Genomic DNA, 24,965 nt, shown 5'->3' on the forward strand with positions numbered 1-24,965 from the left:
GCGTAATATTAGTGGACTGATTTCGACCATGTCTGGCTGATACTGCCGTAATCCGTAATAATGGAATACGCGACAGTGGAACCGCTGACGTTGCCAGGTAAGGCAAAATGTGTTTCCGTTTCAGGTATTGCCCACGTGGCTTTATCCACTTTATGGCCGTTCAGCGTGACCTTCTGGAAATTCATATAGAATGGCGTTGGGTTATTGACGACCAGATCGTTGCCTACACGATGCCACTCAAGTTTATTTGCGACATCTTCAGGTTTTCCTTTAACTGAAGTAGGGCGATACAACAATTTTATGCGCGTATTAATGGCAATTTGCAGGGTATTCATCCCTTCAACATGTTTTGAGGAGGGAATGGCTTTGATATTTAACCAGTACAGTGATTCACGATCTTCCGGTAAATTTCCACCGGTGCGTACCACGCGCAGCACGTTATCCTCTTGTGCATCAAGACGAAAAAGCGGGGGTGTGATCAAAAAGGGTGCTTTGGCCAGGTTTTTACCGCCAGAGTCCACCCAGGACTGTACCAGATAATCCGTAGTATCTGGGTTTGAAAGGCCAAGAGAGGACTCTTTTTTATCTCCATGGTAGACCAGACGGGTGCCATTAATAATAACACCTGCATGCGCAGTGGCGGCTGCCAGTAAAAGAGTGCTCAGTAAATAACCGTGGCGCATAACTATTTCTCAAAAAAAGAAGAGATATTAACGCCGATAAAAACGTTAATATCTCAGGATGGATAATATCAGTTATAGATAACGGTGAAGGTCGATACAGAGTTAGCCGGACCTGCGGTAATTGCGGCCCCGGTTTGAATATACCGTGCGCCGAGTATCAGGTCGTTGACCGTCGTGCCGGAGGCTAACGGATATTGCTGAGACGGCGTATACAGACTCACGGGTTGTTCAGAAGCATCAACCAGTTGAATAGCCACACCTGTTGCAGCATCCACATCCGGCGTTAATGCCAGCGTGGCGTTATTATTCGCATCCGGCGTCCCGCCGAAGTTAATCGCAGCGGAGGTAACGGTTTCCGGACAATCTTTTAGCTGAATATCGAACTTCGTTAACGTGCTGGTAGAGCCCGCACCGGTAAATACCGTTTTAGACACTTTACCTAGCTGAACATTTAATGGATTACTTAACCCATTAACTACCTGACAAGCAGAATCAATTATTTCCCCGGTGAAGTTTATCTGACCTTCACCGTTTGTTGCCGCTAATGCAGATGCAGAACATCCCACTGTTGCGGCGATGAATAAACCTAAAGCAACCTTGTTCATAACAAATCCTGGTATGTTTCTGGTGAGAACGCTGCCTGGACGTTTTCACCAGTGACCCTTAATGACTTTCCGCTGGCTATTTAAGCAAATAATGACGTATTAAGAATCTTCTGGCGGAATTACAAATAATTGAAATAGTGCTTGAGTTTCACTTTTCATCATAAAAACAGAAGGTTGATCCGGTTGAAAAAAACTAACGTCTGTAGGTTCTTCAGGGCTATATTGTTAACAAGATGATGTTTTCAGGAGAGATGTCGTGGATTATCGCAAAATTATCAAAGAAGTAGGGCGCGGAAAAAATCATGCCCGCGATCTGGACCATGAAACCGCTCGTGCGCTTTACACCCATATGCTCAATGGTGAGGTTCCTGACCTGGAGATGGGGGGCATTCTGATTGCGCTGCGTATCAAGGGAGAAGGTGAAGCGGAGATGCGCGGCTTCTATGAAGCCATGCTGGCGCATACGCTGCGCTTAACGCCGCCGGTGGCAAAACCGATGCCGATTGTGATCCCGAGCTATAACGGTGCGCGCAAGCAGGCAAACCTCACTCCACTGCTTGCTATCTTATTACACAAACTCGGGTTTCCGGTGGTGGTTCACGGCGTGAGCGAAGATCCTACGCGCGTACTGACGGAGACCATTTTCGGGATGCTGGGGATCGCGCCAACACGACATGCTGGCCAGGCACAGGCGAAACTGGATGGCCATCAACCGGTTTACATCCCTGTCGGTGCACTTTGCCCACCGCTGGAAAAGCAGCTTGATATGCGCTGGCGCATGGGGGTGCGTAACAGCGCGCACACCCTGGCGAAACTGGCGACACCTTTTGGTGAAGATGCCGCTCTGCGTCTTTCCAGCGTTTCTCACCCGGAATATGTTGCGCGTGTGGGTAAATTCTTTGAGGACATTGGGGGCAGGGCATTGCTGATGCATGGCACAGAGGGCGAGGTTTATGCTAACCCGCAGCGCTGCCCTCAGGTGATGCTGATTGATTCCGTCGGTACGCGCGCCATTCTGGAGCGTGGGGAAGAAAATAGCGGCGTGATATTGCCTGAAGCAAAAGATCCGCACACCACCGCGCACTGGATTGAGCAGTGCCTTGCCGGAAATGTGCCCGTTCCGCATGCCATAAAGCTACAGATGGCCTGTTGTTTGCTGGCTACCGGGGAAGTTGAAACGATCGAAGCAGGGCTAAAACGCGTTGAAGAGGCGTTTTAAGCAAAAAAAAGCCCGTCCAGTGGCGGACGGGCAAGCAAGGGTAACAACAGGGTCAATGAGGGGTGGAGCATCTCACCAGAGGGTACGGTGAGGGTGGAGTATAATTCGTTCGATTATTTGTAAATAACCGCAGTACCGCTCAGCTTGTTGTTGGTGTTAGCGGAGGTGATGGTGTACCCGCTTGCACCGGCAGCTGCGGCTTTCTCAGCCAGTTTGGCTTCCAGACCGTCCAGCGTGGTCGCGCCTTCTGCACTCACCACACCGATTTTATTCATGCCCTGGGCCTGAGTAGAAGAGACAGGCTCTGCAGCAAATGCGCCAAAAGACAGAGCGGACAGGGCAACAGCAGCAACAGCATATTTGATGGTTTTCATAGTTAATCTCTCGCAGGTTATTCTGTTAAGGGGACGATGTTCCGTCGATGTGATAAGTATCACGCTTTTTTGTGGAGGATAAAATCGAAGAGAATTGACGTGGTTGCTCAAAAAAATTGAATGACAAATAACTTATTGAATATTAATAAATTCAAAGTGCCACTTTACACTTCTTGTTGAAGCGCTTTACAGAAGCGTTGAGAAGGGCACATTTTGCTACGCGTTTCACTAAAAATCGTGAGAGTAAAGGAATGCGTTTGGGTGGTGAGCTTACGTAAAGGAGAGTCAACGTAACTGGCTGTCTTTCGAACCTCTGCGATTATATCCCGAATTTAATGACATTTTTGAATCTTTATCCTGCTGGCAGGTTATGCATAGCCGCACGCCTGGAATGGCTTTACGTCGTGCCTCTGGAATGGGTTCTCCACATTCTTCGCATTCCGATAAACTTTCGCCGCGCGGAATTTCACCGCGAGCACGGGCAACGGCATCTTCAATCGTACTGTTGATCTGTTCGTTAACGGCGTCGTCATTCGCCCAACCGGAAGCCATGAACTCCTCCTGGAATCTCTTGAAGTGATACGCTCAATATGGGGTTAAAAAATGAACAGTCAAGGTATCGGGGAGGGAAAACTGCATCTGTGTTGCAGATGCAGCGTGTTGAGTGGACGTCGGATTATTTATAGATGGTCGCAGTGCCAAACAGATGGTTATTGCCGCTCGCAGAATTGATCTCATATCCTTTTGCACCTTCCTGGCGCGCTTTTTCGGCCAATTTATCCTGCAGATCGTCAAGGTTGCTAGCGCGGCTAACCGAAACGGTGCCCGCAGGACGTAGCTGGCTAGTATCGGTACTTTGGGTCAGTGACTGAACGGCCATAGCGGAGAAAGACGCGGTCGCCAGGGCGGCTGCGATTACAGTAAGGGCTAGATACTTTTTCATAATCACATCCTCATGAGGAAACAACAGGTGATTTCCCTTTAAGTTTAGAAGCCTGACGAATGTGACTTAGCGCAAATATTTGATGATGATCTGCTTATTTTTTGAACAACGAAAATTGACAATGTACTGACAGATCATAGACATAAAGGTGATTGATTTTTGTCGCTTTTTTGAGCATCAAAGAGAAAGATTTACCGTTGGGCCTGCAAAGGGTATCTTACGCCGCTGTTTAAAGGAGAATGCCATGACTTCCCAAAAGCCGGGATTGCACCCACGAAATCGCCATCGCAGCCGCTACGACATGAATGCGTTATGCCAGAGCTGCCCTCCACTGCAGGACTATATTGTTCAGACGCCTGCGGGCGAGCCTTCGGTGAACTTTGCTGACCCCCAGGCAGTTAAAATGCTGAATAAAGCCCTGCTGGCGCATTTTTACGGAGTGGCTCACTGGGATATTCCGGAAGGCTTTCTCTGTCCTCCTGTACCGGGGCGTGCTGATTACATTCACCACCTGGCCGATCTCCTTGCTGACGACCGTGGCGGTGTTGTTCCGCAGCAAGCCACCGTCCTGGATATCGGTACCGGGGCAAACCTGATCTATCCGTTGATTGGCGCTCATGAGTATCAGTGGCGTTTTACCGGGAGTGAAATCGGTGCCGAGGCCTTTGCCAGCGCCCAGGCGATTATCAGCGCGAACCCAGGATTAAGCCGCGCCATTCGTCTGCGTCGTCAGAAAGATGCGGCCTCGATCTTCAACGGCATTATTCACAAAAACGAAAACTACGATGCCACGATGTGCAACCCACCGTTCCATGATTCAGCGGCAGCGGCTCGTGCGGGCAGCGAACGTAAGCGCCGCAATCTGGGGCAGGCGGAAGATGCGGCGCTGAACTTTGGCGGACAGCAGCAGGAGTTGTGGTGCGAGGGCGGTGAAGTCGCCTTTATCCTGCGCATGATTGATGAAAGTAAGCAGTTTGGCCGCCAGGTGAAGTGGTTCACGACGCTGGTTTCCCGTGGAGATAACCTGCCGCCACTCTACCGTGCCCTGACCGAAGCGGGTGCCGTGAAAGTGGTGAAAAAAGAGATGGCGCAAGGTCAGAAACAGAGTCGCTTTATCGCCTGGTCGTTTATGGACGATAACAAACGCCGTAAATAATGTGTCTCGTAGGCCGGGTCAGGCGAAGCTGCCACCCGGCAACCAGGCTACAGCGTCGGCTCCTGCGGTGGGAGCGGCGATGCGGGTGGCGGCAGCACCTGATATGTCTGCACAGGCATCCGCACATTCGCCAGGTCAAAATGTTTTTTCACCATGCTGTCGAGGGCAAAGCGCACCGTCCACTGCTTCAGCGGTTGTGTGGTGAACGAAACACGCAGGGTAAATGCCGTGTTCGTCAGCCCGACAATGCCGGCAAATGATGGCTCCCCGATCACCAGCCCGCGAATATCCTCCATCTGCATCAGTTCTTCCACCGCGTCGCGCAGCGCCTGTTTAGCTTTGTCTGCATCTTCATGACGGTCCACATCGTAGTTCGCCACGACGGAACCAATGCCGCGCACAAAGTTGGCGAAGGTGGTGATCGAAGACCAGGGAATTATATGGTATGCACCGGTGTCCTGACGCACGCCGACAGAGCGAATGGACATCCTCTCCACGGTGCCGGTTAACGGCCCGATGGTCACCAGATCGCCCGTGTTCATCCCGTTCTCAAACTGAATAAAGATGCCGGTAATAATATCCTTCACCAGCGTTTGCGAACCGAAGGAGATGGCCAGCCCCAGAGCACCGGCCCCCGCCAGCAGCGGGGCGATATTCACGCCGATTTCCGAGAGCACAATCATGATGGTGATGGTGCTGATTATCACCGCCAGCGCGTTGCGGAACAGGGTTAACAGCGTCCTCGCGCGCGCGCTGGGCAGCGGTCTGCCGTGTATATCCGATACCAGACGGTTCTCAATAAGACTCGCCAGCAGCGTCCAGCCGACGGCGGAGAAGAACAAAATCAGCGCAATGCGAATCAGAATGTCGACCGTTTTTTCACCCGCACCGTTGTGCAGCCAGTTCCAGAAATCAAACAGGCTCCACGCATTCAGAAGCAGCATTACCGCCACGCAGACGGTCAAAATGCGCGCCACTTTGAGTGAGACGGACATCCAGCCGTTAACCCGTTTTTGCAGTTCCGGGTAACTACGCTGGACCTGCGGCGACAGGGTGATGGTTTTCGAGATCCAGCGGGACAACAACCCCGAGACAAATGCCGCGATGCCGATAATGGCCAGACTTTTGAACGTCGCTCCCATCATAAATTTCAGGCTGTTACCGGGATCGAACAGCGAGAAGAAGCACAGTACGATGAAGTAAGAGCTTGCCAGCCAGTGCCACACCAGGGCGAACGCGCGAATAAAGAGGCTAAAGAACGAGAGGGAACGGTCGGCCAGGTGCAGCAGGCTCTCAGTAATGGCCTTTTTGTTATGGAAGATAAGGTACAGCGACCAGATGGTAATACAGAGCATGATCAGCACGTTTGCCAGCGCACCAAACTGGACGTTCACCTGGTTGGAGATGATCGGCACGGCAACCAGCAGACCATAGCCAATCAACCCGCTGAGCACGCTGAGACGCAGTGCCCAGTATTTTGCGCTCACATCCCCGATGGTGAAAGGACGTAGCGCCGGTACGCGCGGACAAAAGAGTAATCGCAACAGCGCTTTAAAAAACTCGATCAGGGCAAAGGCATTCAGGAAAAGTGATTGCTGGAAGGCGATGGTTTTGTTGTCAGCATTCAGCTTGTCGGCCAGCATCTGGCCTAAAAACAGCGTCAACGCCAGCAGCAGTAAATCAATGATAAACGCTGAGGATATCATCAACGGCAGGTGCAGCCAGCTGCTTTTCTGCTGATTCTTCCTGCGCCCCCATTGCCCCATTTTGCGGTACAGCGACCATGCGCACAGGCGCACCAGCCAGTAAAAAAGAAAAACCGCGCCCGCCAGCATCAGGAACTGTGTAGCAGCGGCGGTAAACGTTTGTGGGTTAAAGGGCTTATGCGGTGAGCCAATCAGGTTGCGGTAAAGCTGAGCGAAGCGCGAGGAGAGTGCTTCCCCATAGTGGCGGCTCACATCGGTGACGTTTTCCAGCACCGTTTTTTGCTCCTCCACTTGCGGAGGCGTGAGGGTTGGCACCGACGCCTGCGGCGGCGTGGCGGCCACTTTCCGCAACTGACCAATGAGTTCCTGTCGGGAGGTGTCGTTCTCGAGGACGTCAGCAAGCGCGCTGTAAGCCGCTTTTTTTTGTTCAACATCCGGTTCCGTCGGCGGCGCATTTTGTTGGGTAGCAGTGGTTCCGGTAGTGACACCGGGGATCGCCACGGCGAGAGATGGCACATTAAACAGGCTTATCAACAGCAGCAGGAACCACGGCACGGCGCCCTCCGGTGAAAATATCGTGCAAAATGATAAGTATAGAGTGCGGAGAGCAGAGGGTTTTTTTTGGGAACAATCTGGCGTAAAAAAGCCGGGCATGCCCGGCTTACGTGTAAAGCGAGAGATCAGGAGACGTGCTGCAGGAACTCCTGCAAACGCTGGCTTGGCGGGTTCGCAATCAATTCCTGCGGGTTACCGTCTTCCGCGATACGGCCTTTATCAATAAAGATCAGGCGGGACGCCACTTTCTCAGCAAAGCCGATTTCGTGGGTCACGATAACCATCGTCATTCCTTCTTCTGCCAGATCCTGCATGACTTTCAGCACTTCGTGGCGAAGTTCCGGGTCAAGCGCAGAGGTTGGCTCATCAAACAGCATCATTTTCGGTTTGACAGCCAGCGCGCGGGCGATAGCCACACGCTGCTGTTGACCGCCGGACAGTTCGGAAGGGTAGTGGTGCGCACGTTCTGCCAGACCGACTTTGGCGAGCAGATCTTTTGCCAGTGCTTCCGCCGCCGCTTTGTTGGCACCGCGCACGCGCAGTGGGCCAAACATCACGTTCTCCAGCGCCGTCAGGTGCGGGAACAGGTAGAACTGCTGGAACACCATACCCGCTTCCTGACGAATCAGGCGGTCGTCCACTTTCGGGTCATTCACTTTCAGACCATCGACGATCAGATCGCCGCTGGTGATCTCTTCCAGCTTGTTGATGCAGCGCAGCAGCGTCGATTTACCGGAACCGGATGGCCCGATAATGACCACCACTTCACCCTGCTTAATGTTCAAATCAATATTGTGCAGCACCTGGGTTGGGCCAAAGTGCTTGGAAACGTTTTTAAATTCAATCACAGGATTTTCATCCTTCTTTCAAGACGACGCAGAACAAAGCTCAGAACCAGAGTAATGATCAGGTAGACAACGGCCACCGCACTCCAGATTTCCAGCGCGCGGAAGTTGCCAGCAATGATCTCCTGCCCCTGACGGGTCAGCTCAGCCACGCCGATAACGATGAACAGCGACGTATCTTTAATGCTGATGATCCACTGGTTACCGAGTGGTGGCAGCATACGGCGAAGTGCCAGAGGCAAAATCACGTGGCGGATCGTTTCGCGACGTGAAAGGCCTAACGCCAGACCGGCTTCACTGAAACCTTTATGAATCGACAGCACTGCACCGCGGGTGATTTCCGCAATGTAGGCGCCTGAGTTGATCATAATGGTCACGACGGCCGCGCTGAAAGGATCGATACGCAGGTCGGTGAAGGCCATTGGCAGGGCGAAGTAGATGAACATGACCTGCACGACAATAGGAGTGCCGCGGATCACTTCGATGAAAACCAGTGCGATGTGGTTTGCAATCCAGCCACCGTAGGTGCGGGCGAAACCGGCGACAAGACCGATTATCAACCCACCAACCAGACCCAGGACCGAAATCCACAGGGTCATCTTGGCGCCTTCAAGCAAGAGTGGAATGGCAGGCCAGATGGCGCTCCAGTCAAACTGCATGATATTTTCCTGTTACTGTTACCGTGTTTCAAAAATATCAGGGGCGAAAGGTCGCCCCCGAGTGAACGTCATTGTTACGTATTATTATTTAGGCTCAGTACCGAACCATTTTTTGTAGATTTCGTTGTAGGTGCCGTTCTCTTTCAGCGTTTTCAGCGCGCCGTTAACTTTTGTACGCAGGTCATCGCTGCCTTTAGGGAACGCGATACCATACTGCTGCGCTTCAAGAGATTCACCGACGGCTTTGAACTTGCCGTTACCCGCTGTTTTGATGAAGTAAAGGATGTTTGGCGTATCATGCAGAACTGCATCAGCACGGTTGGTGCCGAGTTCCATGTATGCGTTGTCGATGTTCGGGAACTGACGCAGGTCTTTGGTTTTGATATTTGCTTTTGCGTAATCAACAGAACCGGTGCCGCTCTTCACTGCCACCACTTTACCGTCGAGATCTTTCACGCTTTTTACGTCGTTATTGTCAGCTTTGACCATCACCAGCAGGCCGCTTTTGTAGTAGCCGTCAGAGAAGTCGATCGCTTTTTTACGTTCATCGGTAATGGTGATGCCTGCCAGCGCCAGATCAACGTTCTTGGTTTGCAGTGCCGGGATGATGCCGCTGAAGTCCATTGGCTTCAGGGTGTAATCCAGTTTGAGTTCTTTTGCGACAGCGGCCCACAGATCCACATCAAAACCAACGTATTTATCACCCTGTTTGAATTCAAACGGAACGAACGCCGTGTCGGTCGCCACAACCAGTTTGTCGGCAGCCTGAGAGGACACCGCAAAAGCCAGGGTAAGTGCAGCCAGTGAAACTTTTAATACAGACTTCATAGCATTTCCTTTTATATCCACGGGGCGATCCCCTGCGAGAACAGGTGGCACAATGAAAAAATCGTGCCAACTTTACAAGCTATTGTTTTGCAAAGGGGATGATGTCATGCATTGCACAATAAATGGGGCAATGATGGCTTATTGCACCAAAGTGAAGCACCGTTTTGGTGCGTCTCGTTTGGCTCAACTGACGGGGAGATATTTAGCGTAAATTCTGACGAAAAAACAATCTTCCGTTAACGGTTGTGTGAGGTGATTATTACAATTTCTTCACTTTTGCACGAACTCAGGCAAAAAACGTGCACCATAGATGTGCAAAACCCTCACCGAAGGGCGAGGGTTGGATAGAAAATTCGTATGAATTACTCGATGTTAGATTCGATGAACCACAGGAACTGATCCAAATCACGCGACGCGGCGGTGAAAATGTCCGCGGTATCTTCGTCTTTCGCTTCGCCAATCGCTTTACGTACATCGTTTGCGACTATCGCGTAGCGGTCTGCCAGCTCTTTCAGGTGATCCTGAACGGTATGGATATCCAGCGGATAACTTTTCAGCGGGGTTTTACTGTTGATCACCTGCGTGGTGCCCAGCGCCACGCCGCCTAGCTGAACCGCACGTTCCGCCATCGTGTCAAGGTGGGTGACCAGTGCTGTGCGGAAGCCATCCAGCATTTCATGAACGGCAATAAAGTTTGCACCGCGCATATTCCAGTGGGCCTGTTTGGTGATCAGCGAAAGATCGATGAACTGGATCACCTGGCGATTCAACAACTCAATGGTCGCTTTTTTGTCGCTATCCGATACATCGTTACGGGTATAAAGCAGATTAGACGCTTTCGTTTTCACCAGTTTAGCGGTACTCATAATCTCATATCCTCTTGATGTTTATGTCCCAGGTAATTACGGAACTAAGTATAGCACCGGTTTTTTTGTCTGCGGTTTGGCTATACCTATCAGTTTAATAGCAAGAAGAAGGTTGAGTATTTAATGTATTGAAATTAAATAGAAATATTCCATTCAATACAGGTTGTTCTTAATTTTGACTGGGGTGTAAGAGTGTGGAAAGATATTTCGATAATATGACAAACTGTGAACGAAATTATAAATCCTGGCGAGTTGAGCTTTATTCTGCATGGCGCGGAAGCCATGCAGAATATATGGCCTTAGTTGATATCGACCTTTTCAACTTTAGGTTCAGAACGCATGGTCAGCGTCGAACCCATTGAGGCCGCTATAATCGAGCAGAGCGCCAGCGTCTGGGTCAATGTCAGGGTTTCGCCAAGAAACACCATCCCGGAGATTGCGGCAAGCGCAGGCTCCATACTCATCAGGGTGCCGAAAATACGCGTCGGCAGGCGCGTAAGGGCGATCATTTCCAGAGAATAGGGGAGAGCGGTCGAGAGAATAGCGACCGCCAGACCAATCGGCATGACTGACCATTGCCAGATAGATTCCGTTGCCTGGGCCATACCGATGGGCACAAACACGATGGCTGCAATCAATGAACCCAATGCGACGGTCGCCGGGCCATGCTCTTCCCCAGCGCGCTGACCGGTGAGTATATAGATAGCCCAGCAGGCACCGGCGCCTAAGGCCAGCGCCGCACCTGTCAGATCAATCTCAGAAACATTCTGACCCAACGGCAGCAAGAACCATAGCCCCAGAACGGCTAATACGACCCAGATAAAATCAACAGGGCGGCGCGAGGAGAAGAGCGCCACGGCCAGCGGGCCGGTAAATTCCAGCGCAACGGCAATCCCCAGCGGGATCGTCTGGATGGAGAGATAGAACAGGTAGTTCATCGCTCCCAGGGAAAGCCCATAAAACAGCAAGGGTAAACGCTGCTCTTTTTTGAAGCGTAAACGCCAGGGTTTGAAAATAACCACCAGTATCGCCGTTCCCAACACGATGCGCAGGGCAGTGACCCCAGGAGCACCAACCAGCGGAAAAAGAGATTTTGCCAGCGAGGCACCACTTTGAATGGACAACATTGCGATGACTATGACTGCTACCGGCAACCAGACCGACGATGTGCGGGATAACCCAGGCATCCTTTCTCCTGTCAGCTTATGTCAAATGAAGTAAAGGTTGCAGTGTAAAGGAATTATGCTGCAACGGTTGAGACGCCGTTGAAAAAAAACCATGTGAAATCCGTAAAATGGTTAAGCGTTGTTGGATTTATCGCCTGTCAGATTAGGAATAATCTGGATGAATGTAACAGCACAGGCGCGCACTATGGGCGTTTTGTAGTGAAAATTACATGTGATTTGAAAGAGATAGCTGAAGCTGGAAACGTTCTGTTACAGGAAAGGAACCTTTAGACATCACGAATCACAAAGAGTTTCGCAAATTTTTTTGATATATTTAAAACTTACGGACTTACTTGAAGCACATTTGAGGTGGTTATGAAAAAAATTGCATGTCTTTCAGCACTGGCCGCTGTACTGGCTGTTTCCGCAGGTACCGCTGTAGCTGCGACTTCTACCGTTACCGGTGGTTACGCTCAGAGCGACTATCAGGGCGTGATGAACAAAGCTAACGGTTTCAACCTGAAGTACCGCTACGAGCAGGACAACAACCCACTGGGCGTGATCGGTTCTTTCACCTACACCGAGAAAGATCGTTCTGACAACGGCGCGTACAATAAAAGCCAGTACTACGGCATCACTGCTGGTCCAGCTTACCGTCTGAACGACTGGGCAAGCATCTACGGTGTTGTAGGTGTTGGCTACGGTAAATTCCAGCAGACCGAAAACCAGGGTGCGAACCGCACTGCAAGCAACAGCGACTACGGCTTCTCCTATGGCGCAGGCCTGCAGTTCAACCCAATCCAGGACGTTGCTCTGGACTTCTCTTATGAGCAGAGCCGTATCCGCAACGTTGACGTTGGCACCTGGATCGCGGGCGTAGGTTACCGCTTCTAATCACTCCGGTGAGCTAATAAAAAATCCGCCCAATGTGGCGGATTTTTTTTATCTTCGTTCCCACTTCTTGTGGAAGAGGGTCAGGATGAGGGCATTACCGCTCAGCTTACTTACTCTTAATATCGAAGATATCCGTACCCAGATGGTTGTAGTCAACTTTCTGTAACTTGAAGTTGGTAACGTAAACTGGGGGGGCCTTCTTACCTGAGACAAAGGGGTACCCCGTTTTTATCTGCTCAGCAGAGATCCCCGTCCACTGCGAGAAGAACTGCAGAAAATCATTAGCCGAACGTCGGGCTTTAATGACGCGATGCGTTTTATCGTCACTCGACAGCACCATAAAGGGTACCTGGAAGTTCTGCTGGAACTTGTCATCGTGCGCCAGATACTGCACCTCTTTTCCACGTTCTTTAAAGGCCAGCCCGTGATCTGAGAAATAGACCAGCGAGAAGCTGTCACCCGTATTGCGTAACTGCTCATACAGCTTGCTGAGCAAGTCGTCGGTTTGCGTCATGGTATAGAGATAACAAGAAGTCTCTTTGGACTGCACGAACTCGGCGTACTTCCCTCCAGTGCGATCGCAGGCCTGAGGATGCGATCCCATCAGGTGCAGGACAATCAACTGAGGCTGAGTACGCGGGGTGGCAAAGACCTGAGACGTCATTTTCAGCAGCGCTTCGTCTTTCGTATTTTTGTCGGCTTCAAAGTCGCCGCTTTTCAGGAACTGCACTTCATCAGCACGCTTAGCGATACTGGCAATGGCCGTATCGTATTCACCAATTTGCCCCTGATTGGAGAACCACCATGTCTGAAAACCCGCGCGGTTTGCCAGGGTGACAAAGTTATCCTGATATTGTGGCTTGCCATCAACCACACGGTTGAGCGTCAGGCCGAGCGATTTCTGCGTTGAACCGCTGGCCGCGACATAATCGGTAAACAGTGTGCCATTAACCGAACTGGCAAACGGCGTGTTATCCCAGTGTCCTCCAAACGCCCCCATGGCATCCCGACGTGCACTTTCGCCAATCACCACCACATAGGTGTGATATTTCGGCTTAACGGCCAACACGTTCCAGGTGTCTTTCATATTGGAGAGTTCAGCCATGCGGGCCTGCTCGTCGAGAACCTCTTTATTATTTACAACGACGTCTTTCACGAAGCGGAAAACCGGATAGCCGATATTGATGAGCCTTAGCTTACCGTCCCAGGGAATATTCTGGATGGGGGCAACAAACGCCACGGCAATGCTGAACACCAGACAGAGTATTTCGATCTTACCCCAGGATTTTTTTTCGCCCGACTGACGACGGATGGCGATAACGCCCAACGCGAAAATAAAGAGCCCAACCACGTAGCTGTACCACGGGAAGATCGTCAGGATCTCCGTCGACTCTTCCATGTTGGTCGAGTGCAGCGCCAGCAGGGTGTTAAAGTTTGGTGAGCCGTAAGCCTGACCAAACGGGAAATAGAGCGCAGCGACCAGGGAACAGATCCCGATTACCGTTTTTTGCGCGCGCGGTGCGGCTCGCCACAGCAAATGCAAAATGCAGGTGAAAGCGACCGCATAGAGCAGACTAAAGGGATAGCCAAGCGCAAAGTTAATCAGCAATGACTGCAAAAAGTAAAACCCCGTCCACGGGCTTAAGGCCCGGCTGCGGGTAACAACGGTATCTATCAGGGTTAAATTCATAGGTCACTATCATGGATAAAAACGCCATGTGCTCACCCTGGCGTCAAGGGTCATAACCTGCCTGACAGTGCGTGGAGAGGGAATGAGGGTCCGCTTCAGCGAGCCGCAAATTGTGCAGGGCTGCAAGAAGATAGTGCGAGTAGTAAATAATATCAACAGTTGCTAAGCAGATGTTTTGCGAAGGGGATTGCAAATCCGTAAAAAAGATCGGGAATAAGGCGGCTAAACGCCATTGTACAGAGGGATTGTGACGGAAAAATGAAGCGGCGTACCGCAACGCCGCTTAGTGAGAAGGTTTGTCGTCCTGTTGCGGTTTGTTGTTAAACATATCGCACAGCATGTTCAACAGCATTAAGCGCACTTTGAAGGGGGAGTGAGTAAACACGGTCATACACCTCTTGAATTCGTTCATAAGACCTCCTGATTTTAGATCCCTTCGATCCGTGAAGGGTGACTGCATTACATACAGATATAGCACAGGCTATATTGTATAGCTATGGCTATTTCGTTAATTTTTTGTGCTTACAGAGTGATGGTTTACAATGTGCGCTCTCGATACCGGGCGCTGGAAGCGTCACCCCACTGAGGAAGTACAATGAACCGTCGCGCAGGTAAGCCAACGATGAGAAAAACGACGCAACTGGTGAATGTTGAAGAGCACGTTGAAGGGTTCCGCCAGGTACGTGAAGCGCACCGGCGTGAACTGATTGATGATTATGTGGAGCTGATTTCCGATCTGATCCGTGAGGTCGGGGAAGCACGTCAGGTTGATATGGCTGCCAGACTGGGGGTTTCGCAACCTACCGTTGCTAAAATGTTAAAGCGACTGGCTTCTGTGGGGCTCATTGAAATGATTCCCTGGCGCGGTGTTTTTCTGACGCCGGAGGGGGAGAAGCTTGCGCAGGAGAGCCGCGAGCGTCACCAGCTCGTTGAGAACTTTTTACTGGTGCTGGGCGTTAGCCCGGAGATCGCCCGCCGGGATGCGGAAGGAATGGAACACCACGTTAGCGAAGAGACGCTGGTTAAGTTCCGTGAATTTACTCTTAAATATGGTTCCTCCGCTGAATGAACATTCCTGGATTACAGGCCCTGGCACGCGACCGTTTCTTTCATCTCTTATTAATTGTTGGCGCAGGGTTAAGTCTCTTTGTCCCTTTTGCGCCACATGCCTGGCCTGCGGCGATTGACTGGCGAACCATCATTACCCTGAGCGGTTTAATGATGCTCACCAAAGGTGTTGAGCTGAGCGGCTATTTTGACGTACTGGGACGCAAAATGGTGCGCCGCTTTGCTACCGAGCGTAAGTTGTCACTGTTTATGGTCTTCTCCGCCGCGGTGCTGTCGACCTTTTTGACCAACGACGTAGCACTGTTTATCATCGTGCCCCTCACGCTCACGCTGCGAAAGCTTTGTGAGATCCCGGTAAGCAGGTTGATCATCTTTGAAGCGCTGGCCGTGAATGCCGGTTCTCTTTTGACCCCCATTGGTAACCCACAAAATATCCTTCTCTGGGGACGTTCCGGTCTGTCGTTCGCCGCCTTTACCTGGCAGATGGCCCCACTGGCGCTGGCGATGATGCTGTCGCTACTGGTGGTTTGCTGGTGTGCGTTTCCTGATAAAAAACTGCAATACCACAGCGGAACCACGGGCCCGCAGTGGCAGCCTCGTCTGGTCTGGAGCTGCCTGGGACTGTATATCGTCTTTCTGTTCGCGCTGGAGCTGAAATATGAGCTGGTGGGCGTCCTGCTCGTGGCCGCGGGGTTTGTCGTCCTGGCACGGCGCGTTCTGGTGAGCGTGGACTGGACGTTGCTGCTGGTCTTCATGGCGATGTTTATTGATGTGCATCTCCTTATCCAGCTTCCGGTACTGCAAAATGTTCTTCACAGTGTCAGCACGCTTTCCCAGCCTGGATTGTGGCTGACGGCGATTGGCCTGTCTCAGTTTATCAGTAATGTGCCTGCTACCATCCTGCTGCTCAACTATGTGCCACCTGACACGCTCCTGGCCTGGGCAGTTAACATCGGCGGATTTGGGCTCCTGCCCGGTTCACTGGCCAATCTGATTGCCCTGCGTATGGCTAACGATCGCCGTATCTGGTGGCGCTTCCATGTCTGGTCGATCCCAATGTTGATTTGGGCGGCACTGGCAGGCTTTTTACTGCTTTAGAGAAATGGGCAAGAAATAGACAGAAACGACACATTCGCAATGAGAACCAGAGAGGTATAACTCTCTGGTCGCCATTGGATGAACATTGAGAGGTGTGTCGTATGCGTTATCAAAAACTGGGCAATACCGGTCTGTTTGTTTCCGAACTGTGTCTCGGCACCATGACCTTCGGCGGAGAAGGGGGGATGTGGGGCAAAATTGGTCAACTGCAGCAACGCGACGCCGAGCAGCTTGTGGGCCGCGCGCTGGATGCCGGGATCAACTTTATCGACACCGCGGACGTTTACTCTGAAGGGCGCTCGGAGGAGATCACCGGTCAGGCGCTGAAAAACCTGAAAGTACCGCGCGAGAACGTGGTGGTTGCCACCAAAGTGTTCGGTGAAACGGGCACGGCAGGGGTGAACTCACGCGGCAGTTCCCGCTATCACATCATCAGCAGCGTAAAAGAGAGCCTGCGCCGCCTCCAGCTCGATCATATCGATCTCTATCAGCTACACGGTTTCGACCCTGCAACACCCATCGAAGAGACGCTCTATGCGCTGGATAATCTGGTGCAGCAAGGTCATGTACGTTATATCGGCGTCTCGAACTGGGCGGCGTGGCAAATTACCAAAGCGCTCGGTATGTCTGAACGTCTTGGGCTGGCGCGTTTCGCGTCACTGCAGGCGTATTACACCATTGCCGGACGCGATCTTGAACGTGAGCTGGTACCGATGATGCAGAGCGAAGGGGTCGGGCTGATGGTCTGGAGCCCGCTGGCTGGCGGCCTGCTGAGCGGAAAATATGGCCGCGACGGGCAGAGCGAAGCGGGTGGCCGTCGTCTGGAGTTCGACTTCCCGCCGGTGAATAAAGAGCGCGCCTTCGACTGCGTGGACGTGATGCGCACTATCGCCGAAAGCAAGGGCGTCTCCGTCGCGCAAATCGCGCTGGCGTGGCTGCTGCATCAAAAAGCCGTGACCAGCGTGATAATTGGTGCCAAACGTGTTGAGCAACTGGACGATAATATTGCCGCGACCGGGATCAGCCTGAGCGAACCAGAGCTAAAACAGCTCGATGCCGTAAGCGCGTTGCCACGCGAATATCCTGGCTGGATGCTGGAGCGGCAGGGAGAATATCGCCGCAATCAGTTAATGCAACAATAACCTCTCTTATCCCGGTGACAGTTTGCTCACCGGTTTTTTTTTCTGCATTGCTCACAAAAAACGATCCTCCTCTTTGATTGATTTTTCATCTTCGCCTATATGACTAGTCATGAAATTTTAAATGACTAGTCATAAGAGAGGGGACGATGAATCAATTACTGCCAGCCAACTTTTTATGGGGTAACTCGGTATCGAGCATGCAGACGGAAGGCGCATGGAACGAGGGCGGGAAGGGGATGTCGGTATATGACATTCGTGAGGCCGGAGAAAACGTCTCTGACTGGAAAGTCGCAACGGACTCTTACCACCGTTATCGGGAAGATTTCGATCTGATGCAGGATCTGGGCATGAATTGCTATCGCTTTCAGATCGCCTGGAGCCGCGTCTGCCCGCAGGGTGATGGTGACTTTAATGACGAAGGTATCGCCTTTTATGACCGCTTTATTGACGATCTGATTGCCCGTGGTATTGAGCCGATGATTTGTCTCTACCACTTCGATATGCCGCTGGCGCTGGCGCAGGAGTACAACGGTTTTAACGATCGCCATGTGATGGATGCCTTTATTCGCTATGGCAAAAAGATGATCGACTGCTTCGGCGATCGCGTGAAGTACTGGCTGACCTTCAACGAGCAGAACATCTTCCATATGCCGGAAGCCTTCCGGATATCCGGCTACATGAAAGGGGAGAAAACCCTACGCGAGCTTTACGAACTACAGCATCATACAATGGTGGCGCACATGGCGTTGACTGAGTATCTGCACCAGACCAAACCGGGGAAATTGATGGGCGGCATGCTGGCGCATCAGCTGATCTATCCGGCCACCTGCAAACCGCGCGATATATTCTGTGCACAACAATACGATGAATTCCTCAACCAAAACCTGCTGCGAGTGTTTGCCGGTCAGGGCTACAGCCCGGCGGTGTTGGCAGTGGTGGAGCAGGAAGGCTTTAGTGACATCTACCGTGCCGACGATCTCCAGCTTCTGGCGCGCACTAAAAACGACTTCATGGCGTTCAGCTATTACGCCAGCAAAACCCTGGACAGTGATGCAATCCCCGAAGGCACACCGGTGAACTATTACCTGCTGCACGGCGAGAAAAACAACCCGTACCTGAAGGCCACCGAGTGGAACTGGCAGATCGATCCGCTGGGTTTCCGCACCATCATCACCCGCTACGCCAACGACTGGCGCCTGCCAGTGTTCCCGATCGAGAACGGCATTGGGGTGATTGAGTCCTGGGACGGCGTGAACCCGATTGATGACACCTACCGTATCGACTACCACCGGGCGCATATTGAGGCCATGAAGGAGGCGATGTTCGAGGACGGGGCGGAGGTGATCGGCTATCTCGGCTGGGGCCTCATCGACATTCTCAGCTCTCAGGGAGACATGCGTAAACGCTACGGTGTGGTTTACGTCAACCGTGAAAACCATGACCTGAAAGACCTGAAACGTGTGCCGAAGAAAAGTTACGCGTGGTTAAAACAGGTTATTCATACCAACGGACGCGAGATGTAAGTTGTACGCTGCCGGGCCGTTTTTGTGACTGATTGATGGGAAATATCCGCTATGTCTGAAACAAAAATAACACCGCATATGCAGTCCTTTGTCGATAAATTTGTAGAGTTCTCGGCGCGTCTGGCAAACCAGGTGCACCTGCGTTCCCTGCGCGATGCTTTCGCCACGGTAATGCCGATCTTCATCCTCGCGGGTCTGGCGGTGCTGGTGAATAACGTGGTCTTTCCGTGGATCTTTGAAGGCGACACGCTGGCACAATGTAAGCTGTGGGGGGAGGCGATAATCAACGGCACGCTGAATATCGCTGCGCTGCTATTGGCTCCAATGATTGCCTGGTCGCTGGCGCGCAACAAAGATTTCGACAATCCGGTCTCGGCAGTGGTTATCGCCGTCAGCAGTTTTATCATCATGATGCCGATGCGCTTACAGCTCACGCCCGTCGGCAGCGATACCACGGTGAACGTCACCCAGGTGCTGACGTTTGCCAATATCGGCTCCACCGGGATTTTCGCCGGGGTGTTGATTGGTTTGCTTTCAACGGAGTTGTTTATTGCTATTTCGCGCCTGAAAGCACTGCATATTTCGCTCGGAGAGAATGTGCCACCTGCGGTGAGTAAATCGTTTACCGCGCTGATCCCAACTATTCTCACGCTCTCTCTGTTTGCGGTACTGGCGGCTCTGCTGGCAAGCGTGCTGCATACGGATTTGATCCACCTGATCACGACCTTTATTCAGCAGCCACTTCGACTCATCAACACCAGTCTGCCGGGCACGATCTTTATCTACAGTTTTGGTAATTTCCTGTTTACGCTCGGTATTCATCAGTCGGTGGTCAATAGCGTGGTGCTGGAGCCGTTCCTGCTGATCAACACCAATGAGAACATGCTGGCCTTTGCTAACGGTCAGCCAATCCCACACATCATCAATAACATCTTCGTGCCGACGTTTGGCATGGTGGGTGGCACGGGCAGCACCATTTCCCTGTTGATAGCTATTTTTATCTTCTCACGCCAAAAATCGGCGAAACAGGTGGCGCGCCTGTCGCTGGCGCCAGGCCTGTTTAACATCAACGAGCCGGTCATTTTTGGCTTGCCGATAGTGTTTAACCTGCCGTTGATGATCCCCTTTGTACTTTTGCCTGCCATTGGCATCTACTTTGCCTGGCTCTGTACCACGCTGGGATTAATGTCGCGTTGTGTAGTGATGATTCCCTGGACAACGCCACCCATCCTGAGTGCCTGGCTGGCGACAGCAGGAGACTGGCGAGCGGTGGTGGTGCAGTTGGCAATCATTGTTTTTGGTGTATTCTTCTACCTGCCTTTCCTCAAAATTGCCGAGAGAGTGGCGTTGAAAAACAGCGGGATAGAAAACTAGCAGAAAGGAAGGACGATGGCGGCGAAGTACATCACCATAGCGCGGGAAATTAAGAAACGCATTATCAGTCAGCAGTATGCCGCCAATGAACCGCTGCCGGATCAGTTTGCGCTGGCGGCGGAGTTCAACTCCAGCCGGATGACCATCCAGCAGGCAATGCGGCAGCTGATTGTGGAAGGACTGGTTTATACCCGCCAGGGGCAGGGGACATTCATCCGCAAAAATTTCCTCCAGCTTTCACAGTGGGATCTCTCCGGCAGTGATTACTTTGGGGCGACTAAAACGTGGGAACATTTGGGAACGGTGACCAGCCAGGTGGTTCACTTTGAGCTACGTTTCCCGAACGAGAAAGAGCAGGCATCGCTGATGATTAACGCTGATGCGCCTGTCTATGACTTTATTCGTTTACGTTTGCTCAACGGTGAACCCATGTCGCTGGATTCAACGGTGATGCCAATGAACCTGGTCCCCGGACTGACGAAAAGCCATCTTGAGGGCTCGGTATTTCAGTACGTCCAGGAGACGCTGGGGCTGAAAATTATGGGGTCGTACCGGATTGTACGGGCGTTAAAACCCAATACGCTGGACAGACAACATCTTGTCTGCGAGCAGACCGATCCCGTACTGGAAGTGGAGCAGGTTATTTATCTGGAAGATGGCACACCACTGGAGTATGCCCACTGTCACTATCGTTACGATCACGGCGGGATTGTGATCGTCAATAACGGCTAGCTACTCTGTCAGGCGCACGATTCGAAATAGCTGTCGGTGTCTTGTATATAAAGATCGTTCTGGCACAGATGCTGGATTTGACCTGGCTTAAATGTAAAACGGACTTTTTGAAGCCAGGAACGTTTTATTTTGCTGGTATTGTCACGTGATAATCCGTAGTCATGGATTATCTCATGAACAAAACGAATGCTTTGCGCAGAAACATAGACAGGTGTTTTGGTTAGCTGAATCAGTTTGCTGATCCAAATATCATCCGCTCGAGGACAAACCTTAATGAAGTCCTCGTTATAATGGAAATATTCCGGGATCATTCTCTTCTTGAGTACAACGCCACCGAGACCTGTGATGATATAGTTCTGTTCAACGACTTTTGGGACCGTGATAAGCGGGAAATTACGATAGGTATCAAGAAGATCTTTCTTCTTTTTTACCGTTTCTCGCACACGCGCAGCCACCACAAATTCCTGATTGTGGCGGTAAAAATCATCCAGCAATGTTTCCGCCCAAATTTCGTTGTAGATAGCGTCATCGTCAGCATAAATCAGAATATCGTCTTCCGTTGCTGCTTGTAGCGCCGGAAACAATTTCCGATATGGTCCGGTATTTTTAACCCATTTAAAGACCAGATTGGTGCCCGTCTGGCGAATTTTCTGCGCCCATTCAGGCTCTTCAGTGATGCCTTCGTCACTGAGATAAGGTGTACTGGAGACCCACACAACAATTTGATCGACCTTTTTACTCTGGTTCGCCAGTGACCACACTGTTTGCGAACAGAGATAAAGGCGCGATTTTGTTGTTGTTAAATTAATACTGATCATCAAACTGAGCGGGCTCCAGAAATAAAAAAAACCTGATAAATACAGATTAAACTGATTTTACAAGTACGCGCATCATAACACTTAGAGGGGCGGATGTAACCCCGCCGGGTTAGCAGAAAATGGCAAGAATGGGACTTATGGCAAAATTGCTATTCAGACAGAATGAGAGTGTTCGGTTTCGGAAAGCAAAAAGACCCCGATAATTCGGGGTCTTTTTAAGAGACTTATGTGGAGCAGGTTGATTAGTTCAAACGCACCGGCATACCGGAGCGGTTCTGCACGGCCTGGTCAACAATCGTCGTCTCTACGTCCGGTTGAGAGGTTACTGACTGCACTGCGCTGTTCAGCGTAACCGGTACGATTTCGTTGTTGTTGATCTGATCTTCGCTGGTGGACAGCGGGTTGTGCACTTCAATATAACGGCTGCCATCAGGCTCAGACGTGGCTTTCACCGGTTCGTTGATGAACTGCACGCGCGTGCCGACAGGTACGTTTTCGAACAAGAATTTGATGTCTTCGTTACGCAGGCGCACACAGCCGTGGCTGACGCGCAGGCCAATACCGAAGTTAGCGTTGGTACCGTGGATCGCATATAGACGGCCAATGTACAGCGCGTACAGACCCATCGGGTTATCCGGGCCTGCCGGTACAACGGCTGGCAGCGGTTCGCCCGCAGCGATGTATTCCGCGTGCATTTTGGCCGTCGGCGTCCAGGTTGGGCCTGCTTTCTTACGCTCAACTTTGGTGGTCCAGTTCATTGGCGTGTCTTTGCCCAACTGGCCGATACCGATTGGCAGCACAATAACGGTGTTGGTGCCTTTCGGGTAGTAATACAAACGCATTTCCGCGCTGTTAATGACGATACCTTCGTGAACGGTATCCGGCAGGATCAGCTGCTGTGGAATATTCAGCACGGTACCCGCTTTCGGCAGATAAGGGTCAACGCCCGGGTTCGCTTCCAGCATGTTAGACAGGCCCAGCTGGTACTGTGCAGCGAAATACTCCAGTGGCTGAGAGTTACCTTCTGGTACCGTCACCACCTGGTTCTGGCCTACCAGACGGCTACCGTCTGTTGGCAGGGGATACGTCACCGCAGACGCGGTCTTACAAAAACCTACTACGGCTAACGCCGCCGCAAAAAGCGTTGTTAATTTCATGTTCATGTTGTGCGAGGTATCTAAGCCATTCTGGCGATGAGTTGATAAGTCTGAATCTGTGATGGGAGCGCATTATATGTGCATTCCCGCTAACAGGGAATTCAGATGTGTACGAAATCACACTTTTTTCGATTTTGTTAAAGTTTAGTGGATTGCGGCAACGCGGGATCTCAATTCGGAATTGTGGCATAATGCCGTGTTTATCACACTTTTCGCAGGAATCTCTCCGTGTTAGTTACCAGCAACGTCACTATGCAGTTTGGCAGTAAGCCGCTGTTCGAAAACATTTCCGTCAAATTTGGCGGCGGCAACCGTTACGGCCTGATTGGTGCCAACGGTAGCGGTAAATCCACCTTTATGAAGATCCTCGGCGGTGACCTGGAGCCGACGCTCGGCAACGTATCGCTCGATCCCAACGAGCGTATCGGTAAGCTGCGTCAGGATCAGTTCGCCTTCGAAGAATTCACCGTGCTCGACACGGTGATCATGGGACACGCGGAGCTGTGGGAAGTAAAACAAGAGCGCGACCGTATTTACGCGCTGGCCGAGATGAGTGAAGAAGACGGCTATAAAGTGGCCGAACTGGAAACGCAATACGGTGAGATGGACGGTTATTCTGCGGAAGCGCGTGCAGGTGAACTGCTGTTGGGCGTTGGCATTCCGGTAGAACAACACTACGGCCCGATGAGCGAAGTCGCGCCTGGCTGGAAACTGCGTGTGCTGCTGGCTCAGGCGCTGTTCTCCAACCCGGACATCCTGTTGCTCGATGAACCGACGAACAACCTGGACATCGATACCATTCGCTGGCTGGAGCAGACGCTGAACGATCGCGACAGCACCATGATCATCATTTCGCACGACCGTCACTTCCTGAATATGGTGTGTACGCACATGGCGGATCTGGATTACGGTGAGCTGCGCGTTTATCCAGGCAACTACGATGAGTACATGACGGCTGCAACCCAGGCGCGTGAACGTCTGCTGGCCGATAACGCCAAGAAGAAAGCGCAAATTGCTGACCTGCAGTCCTTCGTCAGCCGCTTTAGCGCTAACGCCTCTAAATCCCGTCAGGCGACCTCGCGTGCGCGCCAGATCGATAAAATCAAGCTGGAAGAAGTCAAAGCGTCCAGCCGTCAGAACCCGTTCATTCGTTTCGAGCAGGATAAGAAACTGTTCCGTAACGCGCTGGAAGTGGAAGCCCTTACTAAAGGTTTCGATGAAGGTCCGCTGTTCAAAAACTTCAATTTACTGCTGGAAGTGGGTGAGAAAATTGCCATTCTGGGTGCTAACGGTGTGGGTAAATCCACCATGCTCAAAACCCTGGTCGGCGAACTGCAGCCGGATAACGGTACGGTTAAATGGTCTGAAAACGCCCAGATTGGTTACTATGCACAGGATCACGAATACGAGTTCGAAAACGACCTGACCGTCTTTGACTGGATGAGCCAGTGGAAGCAGGAAGGCGACGACGAGCAGGCGGTACGCAGTATTCTGGGGCGTCTGCTGTTCAGCCAGGACGACATCAAAAAGCCAGCTAAAGTGCTCTCCGGTGGTGAGAAGGGCCGTATGCTGTTCGGCAAGCTGATGATGGAAAAACCAAATATCCTGGTGATGGACGAACCGACTAACCACCTGGATATGGAATCGATTGAATCGCTGAACATGGCGCTGGAGATGTACCAGGGTACTCTGATCTTCGTCTCTCACGACCGTGAATTCGTCAGCTCGCTGGCGACCCGCGTGATCGAAATTACGCCAGAACGCGTGGTGGACTTCACCGGTAACTACGAAGATTACCTGCGCAGTAAAGGTATCGAGAACTAAAAAAAGCCCGGTGGCGCTACGCTTACCGGGCCTACGAGTC

The 24,965-nt window shown here is 51.6% G+C and carries 25 protein-coding genes; 10 read left to right on the plus strand and 15 right to left on the minus strand.

The genetic code is table 11. The features are described 5' to 3' along the window. Window positions 1-8 precede the first annotated feature (8 nt). Together ACJ9Y9_RS07035 and ACJ9Y9_RS07040 are read right to left on the minus strand one after the other, a co-directional pair. Window positions 9-683, minus strand: a complete 675-nt coding sequence (locus ACJ9Y9_RS07035) for a molecular chaperone (protein ID WP_028019372.1) — start codon at window positions 681-683, stop codon at window positions 9-11. Window positions 684-751: 68 nt separating this feature from the next. Continuing rightward, entirely contained in the window at window positions 752-1,288 is a 537-nt protein-coding gene (locus tag ACJ9Y9_RS07040; protein WP_028019371.1) for a fimbrial protein, read from the minus strand. 256 nt (window positions 1,289-1,544) lie between these two features. On the opposite strand from ACJ9Y9_RS07040, the gene ybiB reads away from it, so the two are divergent. Then, complete coding sequence (gene ybiB, locus ACJ9Y9_RS07045; RefSeq protein WP_028019370.1) at window positions 1,545-2,507, plus strand: DNA-binding protein YbiB; 963 nt, start codon at window positions 1,545-1,547, stop codon at window positions 2,505-2,507. A gap of 113 nt (window positions 2,508-2,620) precedes the next feature. Here ybiB and ybiJ read toward each other — a convergent pair whose 3' ends face one another. The 3 genes from ybiJ to ACJ9Y9_RS07060 all read right to left on the minus strand — a co-directional run bounded on the left by ybiJ (window position 2,621) and on the right by ACJ9Y9_RS07060 (window position 3,824). Further along, window positions 2,621-2,881 (minus strand): DUF1471 family protein YbiJ, encoded by a 261-nt coding sequence (ybiJ, locus tag ACJ9Y9_RS07050; RefSeq protein WP_028019369.1) that lies wholly within the window; start codon window positions 2,879-2,881, stop codon window positions 2,621-2,623. A gap of 285 nt (window positions 2,882-3,166) precedes the next feature. After that, a complete protein-coding gene (locus ACJ9Y9_RS07055) occupies window positions 3,167-3,433 on the minus strand; it encodes a DksA/TraR family C4-type zinc finger protein (protein ID WP_028019368.1) in 267 nt (88 codons plus the stop codon). Window positions 3,434-3,557: 124 nt separating this feature from the next. After that, window positions 3,558-3,824 carry a YdgH/BhsA/McbA-like domain containing protein gene (locus ACJ9Y9_RS07060; protein WP_028019367.1) on the minus strand — a complete coding sequence of 89 codons (267 nt, stop codon included), beginning with the start codon at window positions 3,822-3,824 and terminating at the stop codon, window positions 3,558-3,560. A 244-nt stretch (window positions 3,825-4,068) separates the two neighbouring features. On the opposite strand from ACJ9Y9_RS07060, the gene rlmF reads away from it, so the two are divergent. Next, window positions 4,069-4,980 (plus strand): 23S rRNA (adenine(1618)-N(6))-methyltransferase RlmF, encoded by a 912-nt coding sequence (gene rlmF / locus ACJ9Y9_RS07065; protein ID WP_028019366.1) that lies wholly within the window; start codon window positions 4,069-4,071, stop codon window positions 4,978-4,980. Window positions 4,981-5,027: 47 nt separating this feature from the next. On the opposite strand, the gene ybiO is transcribed toward rlmF, so the two are convergent. The 6 genes from ybiO to rhtA all read right to left on the minus strand — a co-directional run bounded on the left by ybiO (window position 5,028) and on the right by rhtA (window position 11,626). After that, window positions 5,028-7,241: a mechanosensitive channel protein gene (gene ybiO, locus ACJ9Y9_RS07070; RefSeq protein WP_407226078.1), complete on the minus strand. Its 2,214-nt coding sequence runs from the start codon at window positions 7,239-7,241 to the stop codon at window positions 5,028-5,030. Window positions 7,242-7,366: 125 nt separating this feature from the next. Then, on the minus strand, window positions 7,367-8,089 hold the full coding sequence (glnQ, locus tag ACJ9Y9_RS07075) for a glutamine ABC transporter ATP-binding protein GlnQ (RefSeq protein ID WP_014069454.1): 723 nt from the start codon (window positions 8,087-8,089) through the stop codon (window positions 7,367-7,369). Beyond that, the gene (gene glnP / locus ACJ9Y9_RS07080; protein ID WP_003858462.1) at window positions 8,086-8,745 is read right to left on the minus strand and encodes a glutamine ABC transporter permease GlnP; all 660 of its coding nucleotides are present in this window, start codon (window positions 8,743-8,745) and stop codon (window positions 8,086-8,088) included. The genes glnQ and glnP overlap by 4 nt, the downstream gene beginning before the upstream one ends. Before the next feature lie 84 nt (window positions 8,746-8,829). Continuing rightward, the gene (gene glnH, locus ACJ9Y9_RS07085) at window positions 8,830-9,573 is read right to left on the minus strand and encodes a glutamine ABC transporter substrate-binding protein GlnH (protein ID WP_023310880.1); all 744 of its coding nucleotides are present in this window, start codon (window positions 9,571-9,573) and stop codon (window positions 8,830-8,832) included. Between the two features lie 362 nt (window positions 9,574-9,935). After that, entirely contained in the window at window positions 9,936-10,439 is a 504-nt protein-coding gene (gene dps / locus ACJ9Y9_RS07090; protein WP_010428924.1) for a DNA starvation/stationary phase protection protein Dps, read from the minus strand. Between the two features lie 299 nt (window positions 10,440-10,738). Then, window positions 10,739-11,626, minus strand: a complete 888-nt coding sequence (gene rhtA, locus ACJ9Y9_RS07095) for a threonine/homoserine exporter RhtA (protein WP_028019364.1) — start codon at window positions 11,624-11,626, stop codon at window positions 10,739-10,741. A 354-nt stretch (window positions 11,627-11,980) separates the two neighbouring features. Here rhtA and ompX point away from each other — a divergent pair, with 354 nt between their 5' ends. Beyond that, window positions 11,981-12,499 carry an outer membrane protein OmpX gene (ompX, locus tag ACJ9Y9_RS07100; RefSeq protein ID WP_028019363.1) on the plus strand — a complete coding sequence of 173 codons (519 nt, stop codon included), beginning with the start codon at window positions 11,981-11,983 and terminating at the stop codon, window positions 12,497-12,499. Between the two features lie 106 nt (window positions 12,500-12,605). Here ompX and ACJ9Y9_RS07105 read toward each other — a convergent pair whose 3' ends face one another. Further along, the gene (locus tag ACJ9Y9_RS07105; RefSeq protein WP_028019362.1) at window positions 12,606-14,189 is read right to left on the minus strand and encodes a phosphoethanolamine transferase; all 1,584 of its coding nucleotides are present in this window, start codon (window positions 14,187-14,189) and stop codon (window positions 12,606-12,608) included. 283 nt (window positions 14,190-14,472) lie between these two features. Then, on the minus strand, window positions 14,473-14,601 hold the full coding sequence (mntS, locus tag ACJ9Y9_RS07110) for a manganase accumulation protein MntS (protein ID WP_032667017.1): 129 nt from the start codon (window positions 14,599-14,601) through the stop codon (window positions 14,473-14,475). 183 nt (window positions 14,602-14,784) lie between these two features. On the opposite strand from mntS, the gene mntR reads away from it, so the two are divergent. From mntR to ACJ9Y9_RS07140, 6 genes are all read left to right on the plus strand, one after another. Continuing rightward, entirely contained in the window at window positions 14,785-15,258 is a 474-nt protein-coding gene (gene mntR, locus ACJ9Y9_RS07115; protein ID WP_028019361.1) for a manganese-binding transcriptional regulator MntR, read from the plus strand. After that, window positions 15,255-16,355 carry an anion transporter gene (locus tag ACJ9Y9_RS07120; protein WP_028019360.1) on the plus strand — a complete coding sequence of 367 codons (1,101 nt, stop codon included), beginning with the start codon at window positions 15,255-15,257 and terminating at the stop codon, window positions 16,353-16,355. The genes mntR and ACJ9Y9_RS07120 overlap by 4 nt, the downstream gene beginning before the upstream one ends. Before the next feature lie 101 nt (window positions 16,356-16,456). Next, complete coding sequence (locus ACJ9Y9_RS07125) at window positions 16,457-17,497, plus strand: aldo/keto reductase (RefSeq protein ID WP_028019359.1); 1,041 nt, start codon at window positions 16,457-16,459, stop codon at window positions 17,495-17,497. A 146-nt stretch (window positions 17,498-17,643) separates the two neighbouring features. Then, window positions 17,644-19,020, plus strand: coding sequence for a glycoside hydrolase family 1 protein (locus ACJ9Y9_RS07130; protein WP_028019358.1), 1,377 nt, complete (start codon window positions 17,644-17,646; stop codon window positions 19,018-19,020). A gap of 51 nt (window positions 19,021-19,071) precedes the next feature. Next, window positions 19,072-20,394, plus strand: a complete 1,323-nt coding sequence (locus ACJ9Y9_RS07135; protein ID WP_028019357.1) for a PTS sugar transporter subunit IIC — start codon at window positions 19,072-19,074, stop codon at window positions 20,392-20,394. A 15-nt stretch (window positions 20,395-20,409) separates the two neighbouring features. Beyond that, window positions 20,410-21,126 (plus strand): GntR family transcriptional regulator, encoded by a 717-nt coding sequence (locus ACJ9Y9_RS07140; RefSeq protein ID WP_028019356.1) that lies wholly within the window; start codon window positions 20,410-20,412, stop codon window positions 21,124-21,126. An 8-nt stretch (window positions 21,127-21,134) separates the two neighbouring features. Here the strand turns inward: ACJ9Y9_RS07140 and ACJ9Y9_RS07145 are convergent, their stop codons facing one another. Beyond that, window positions 21,135-21,944: a glycosyltransferase gene (locus ACJ9Y9_RS07145; protein WP_028019355.1), complete on the minus strand. Its 810-nt coding sequence runs from the start codon at window positions 21,942-21,944 to the stop codon at window positions 21,135-21,137. Between the two features lie 242 nt (window positions 21,945-22,186). Continuing rightward, window positions 22,187-23,107 carry a L,D-transpeptidase gene (ldtB, locus tag ACJ9Y9_RS07150; RefSeq protein ID WP_028019354.1) on the minus strand — a complete coding sequence of 307 codons (921 nt, stop codon included), beginning with the start codon at window positions 23,105-23,107 and terminating at the stop codon, window positions 22,187-22,189. Window positions 23,108-23,329: 222 nt separating this feature from the next. Between ldtB and ACJ9Y9_RS07155 the strand changes: the two genes are divergently transcribed. After that, window positions 23,330-24,925: an ABC-F family ATPase gene (locus ACJ9Y9_RS07155; RefSeq protein WP_028021392.1), complete on the plus strand. Its 1,596-nt coding sequence runs from the start codon at window positions 23,330-23,332 to the stop codon at window positions 24,923-24,925. Window positions 24,926-24,965 lie beyond the last annotated feature (40 nt).

This window comes from Enterobacter sp. CPE_E1241 (assembly GCF_045618265.1).
Classification (GTDB): domain Bacteria; phylum Pseudomonadota; class Gammaproteobacteria; order Enterobacterales; family Enterobacteriaceae; genus Enterobacter; species Enterobacter adelaidei.

What these genes read in the sequence shown, in the direction of transcription:
- rhtA (WP_028019364.1), bottom strand. Translation starts at nt 11,626, where the DNA reads ATGCCTGGGTTATCCCGCACATCGTCGGTCTGGTTGCCGGTAGCAGTC.
- ACJ9Y9_RS07055 (WP_028019368.1), bottom strand. Translation starts at nt 3,433, where the DNA reads ATGGCTTCCGGTTGGGCGAATGACGACGCCGTTAACGAACAGATCAAC.
- glnP (WP_003858462.1), bottom strand. Translation starts at nt 8,745, where the DNA reads ATGCAGTTTGACTGGAGCGCCATCTGGCCTGCCATTCCACTCTTGCTT.
- ACJ9Y9_RS07060 (WP_028019367.1), bottom strand. Translation starts at nt 3,824, where the DNA reads ATGAAAAAGTATCTAGCCCTTACTGTAATCGCAGCCGCCCTGGCGACC.
- ybiJ (WP_028019369.1), bottom strand. Translation starts at nt 2,881, where the DNA reads ATGAAAACCATCAAATATGCTGTTGCTGCTGTTGCCCTGTCCGCTCTG.
- ACJ9Y9_RS07135 (WP_028019357.1), top strand. Translation starts at nt 19,072, where the DNA reads ATGTCTGAAACAAAAATAACACCGCATATGCAGTCCTTTGTCGATAAA.
- rlmF (WP_028019366.1), top strand. Translation starts at nt 4,069, where the DNA reads ATGACTTCCCAAAAGCCGGGATTGCACCCACGAAATCGCCATCGCAGC.
- dps (WP_010428924.1), bottom strand. Translation starts at nt 10,439, where the DNA reads ATGAGTACCGCTAAACTGGTGAAAACGAAAGCGTCTAATCTGCTTTAT.
- ACJ9Y9_RS07105 (WP_028019362.1), bottom strand. Translation starts at nt 14,189, where the DNA reads ATGAATTTAACCCTGATAGATACCGTTGTTACCCGCAGCCGGGCCTTA.
- ACJ9Y9_RS07145 (WP_028019355.1), bottom strand. Translation starts at nt 21,944, where the DNA reads ATGATCAGTATTAATTTAACAACAACAAAATCGCGCCTTTATCTCTGT.
- ACJ9Y9_RS07140 (WP_028019356.1), top strand. Translation starts at nt 20,410, where the DNA reads ATGGCGGCGAAGTACATCACCATAGCGCGGGAAATTAAGAAACGCATT.
- ACJ9Y9_RS07120 (WP_028019360.1), top strand. Translation starts at nt 15,255, where the DNA reads ATGAACATTCCTGGATTACAGGCCCTGGCACGCGACCGTTTCTTTCAT.
- ACJ9Y9_RS07125 (WP_028019359.1), top strand. Translation starts at nt 16,457, where the DNA reads ATGCGTTATCAAAAACTGGGCAATACCGGTCTGTTTGTTTCCGAACTG.
- ldtB (WP_028019354.1), bottom strand. Translation starts at nt 23,107, where the DNA reads ATGAACATGAAATTAACAACGCTTTTTGCGGCGGCGTTAGCCGTAGTA.
- mntS (WP_032667017.1), bottom strand. Translation starts at nt 14,601, where the DNA reads ATGAACGAATTCAAGAGGTGTATGACCGTGTTTACTCACTCCCCCTTC.
- ACJ9Y9_RS07040 (WP_028019371.1), bottom strand. Translation starts at nt 1,288, where the DNA reads ATGAACAAGGTTGCTTTAGGTTTATTCATCGCCGCAACAGTGGGATGT.
- ACJ9Y9_RS07130 (WP_028019358.1), top strand. Translation starts at nt 17,644, where the DNA reads ATGAATCAATTACTGCCAGCCAACTTTTTATGGGGTAACTCGGTATCG.
- ACJ9Y9_RS07035 (WP_028019372.1), bottom strand. Translation starts at nt 683, where the DNA reads ATGCGCCACGGTTATTTACTGAGCACTCTTTTACTGGCAGCCGCCACT.
- mntR (WP_028019361.1), top strand. Translation starts at nt 14,785, where the DNA reads ATGAACCGTCGCGCAGGTAAGCCAACGATGAGAAAAACGACGCAACTG.
- ompX (WP_028019363.1), top strand. Translation starts at nt 11,981, where the DNA reads ATGAAAAAAATTGCATGTCTTTCAGCACTGGCCGCTGTACTGGCTGTT.
- glnH (WP_023310880.1), bottom strand. Translation starts at nt 9,573, where the DNA reads ATGAAGTCTGTATTAAAAGTTTCACTGGCTGCACTTACCCTGGCTTTT.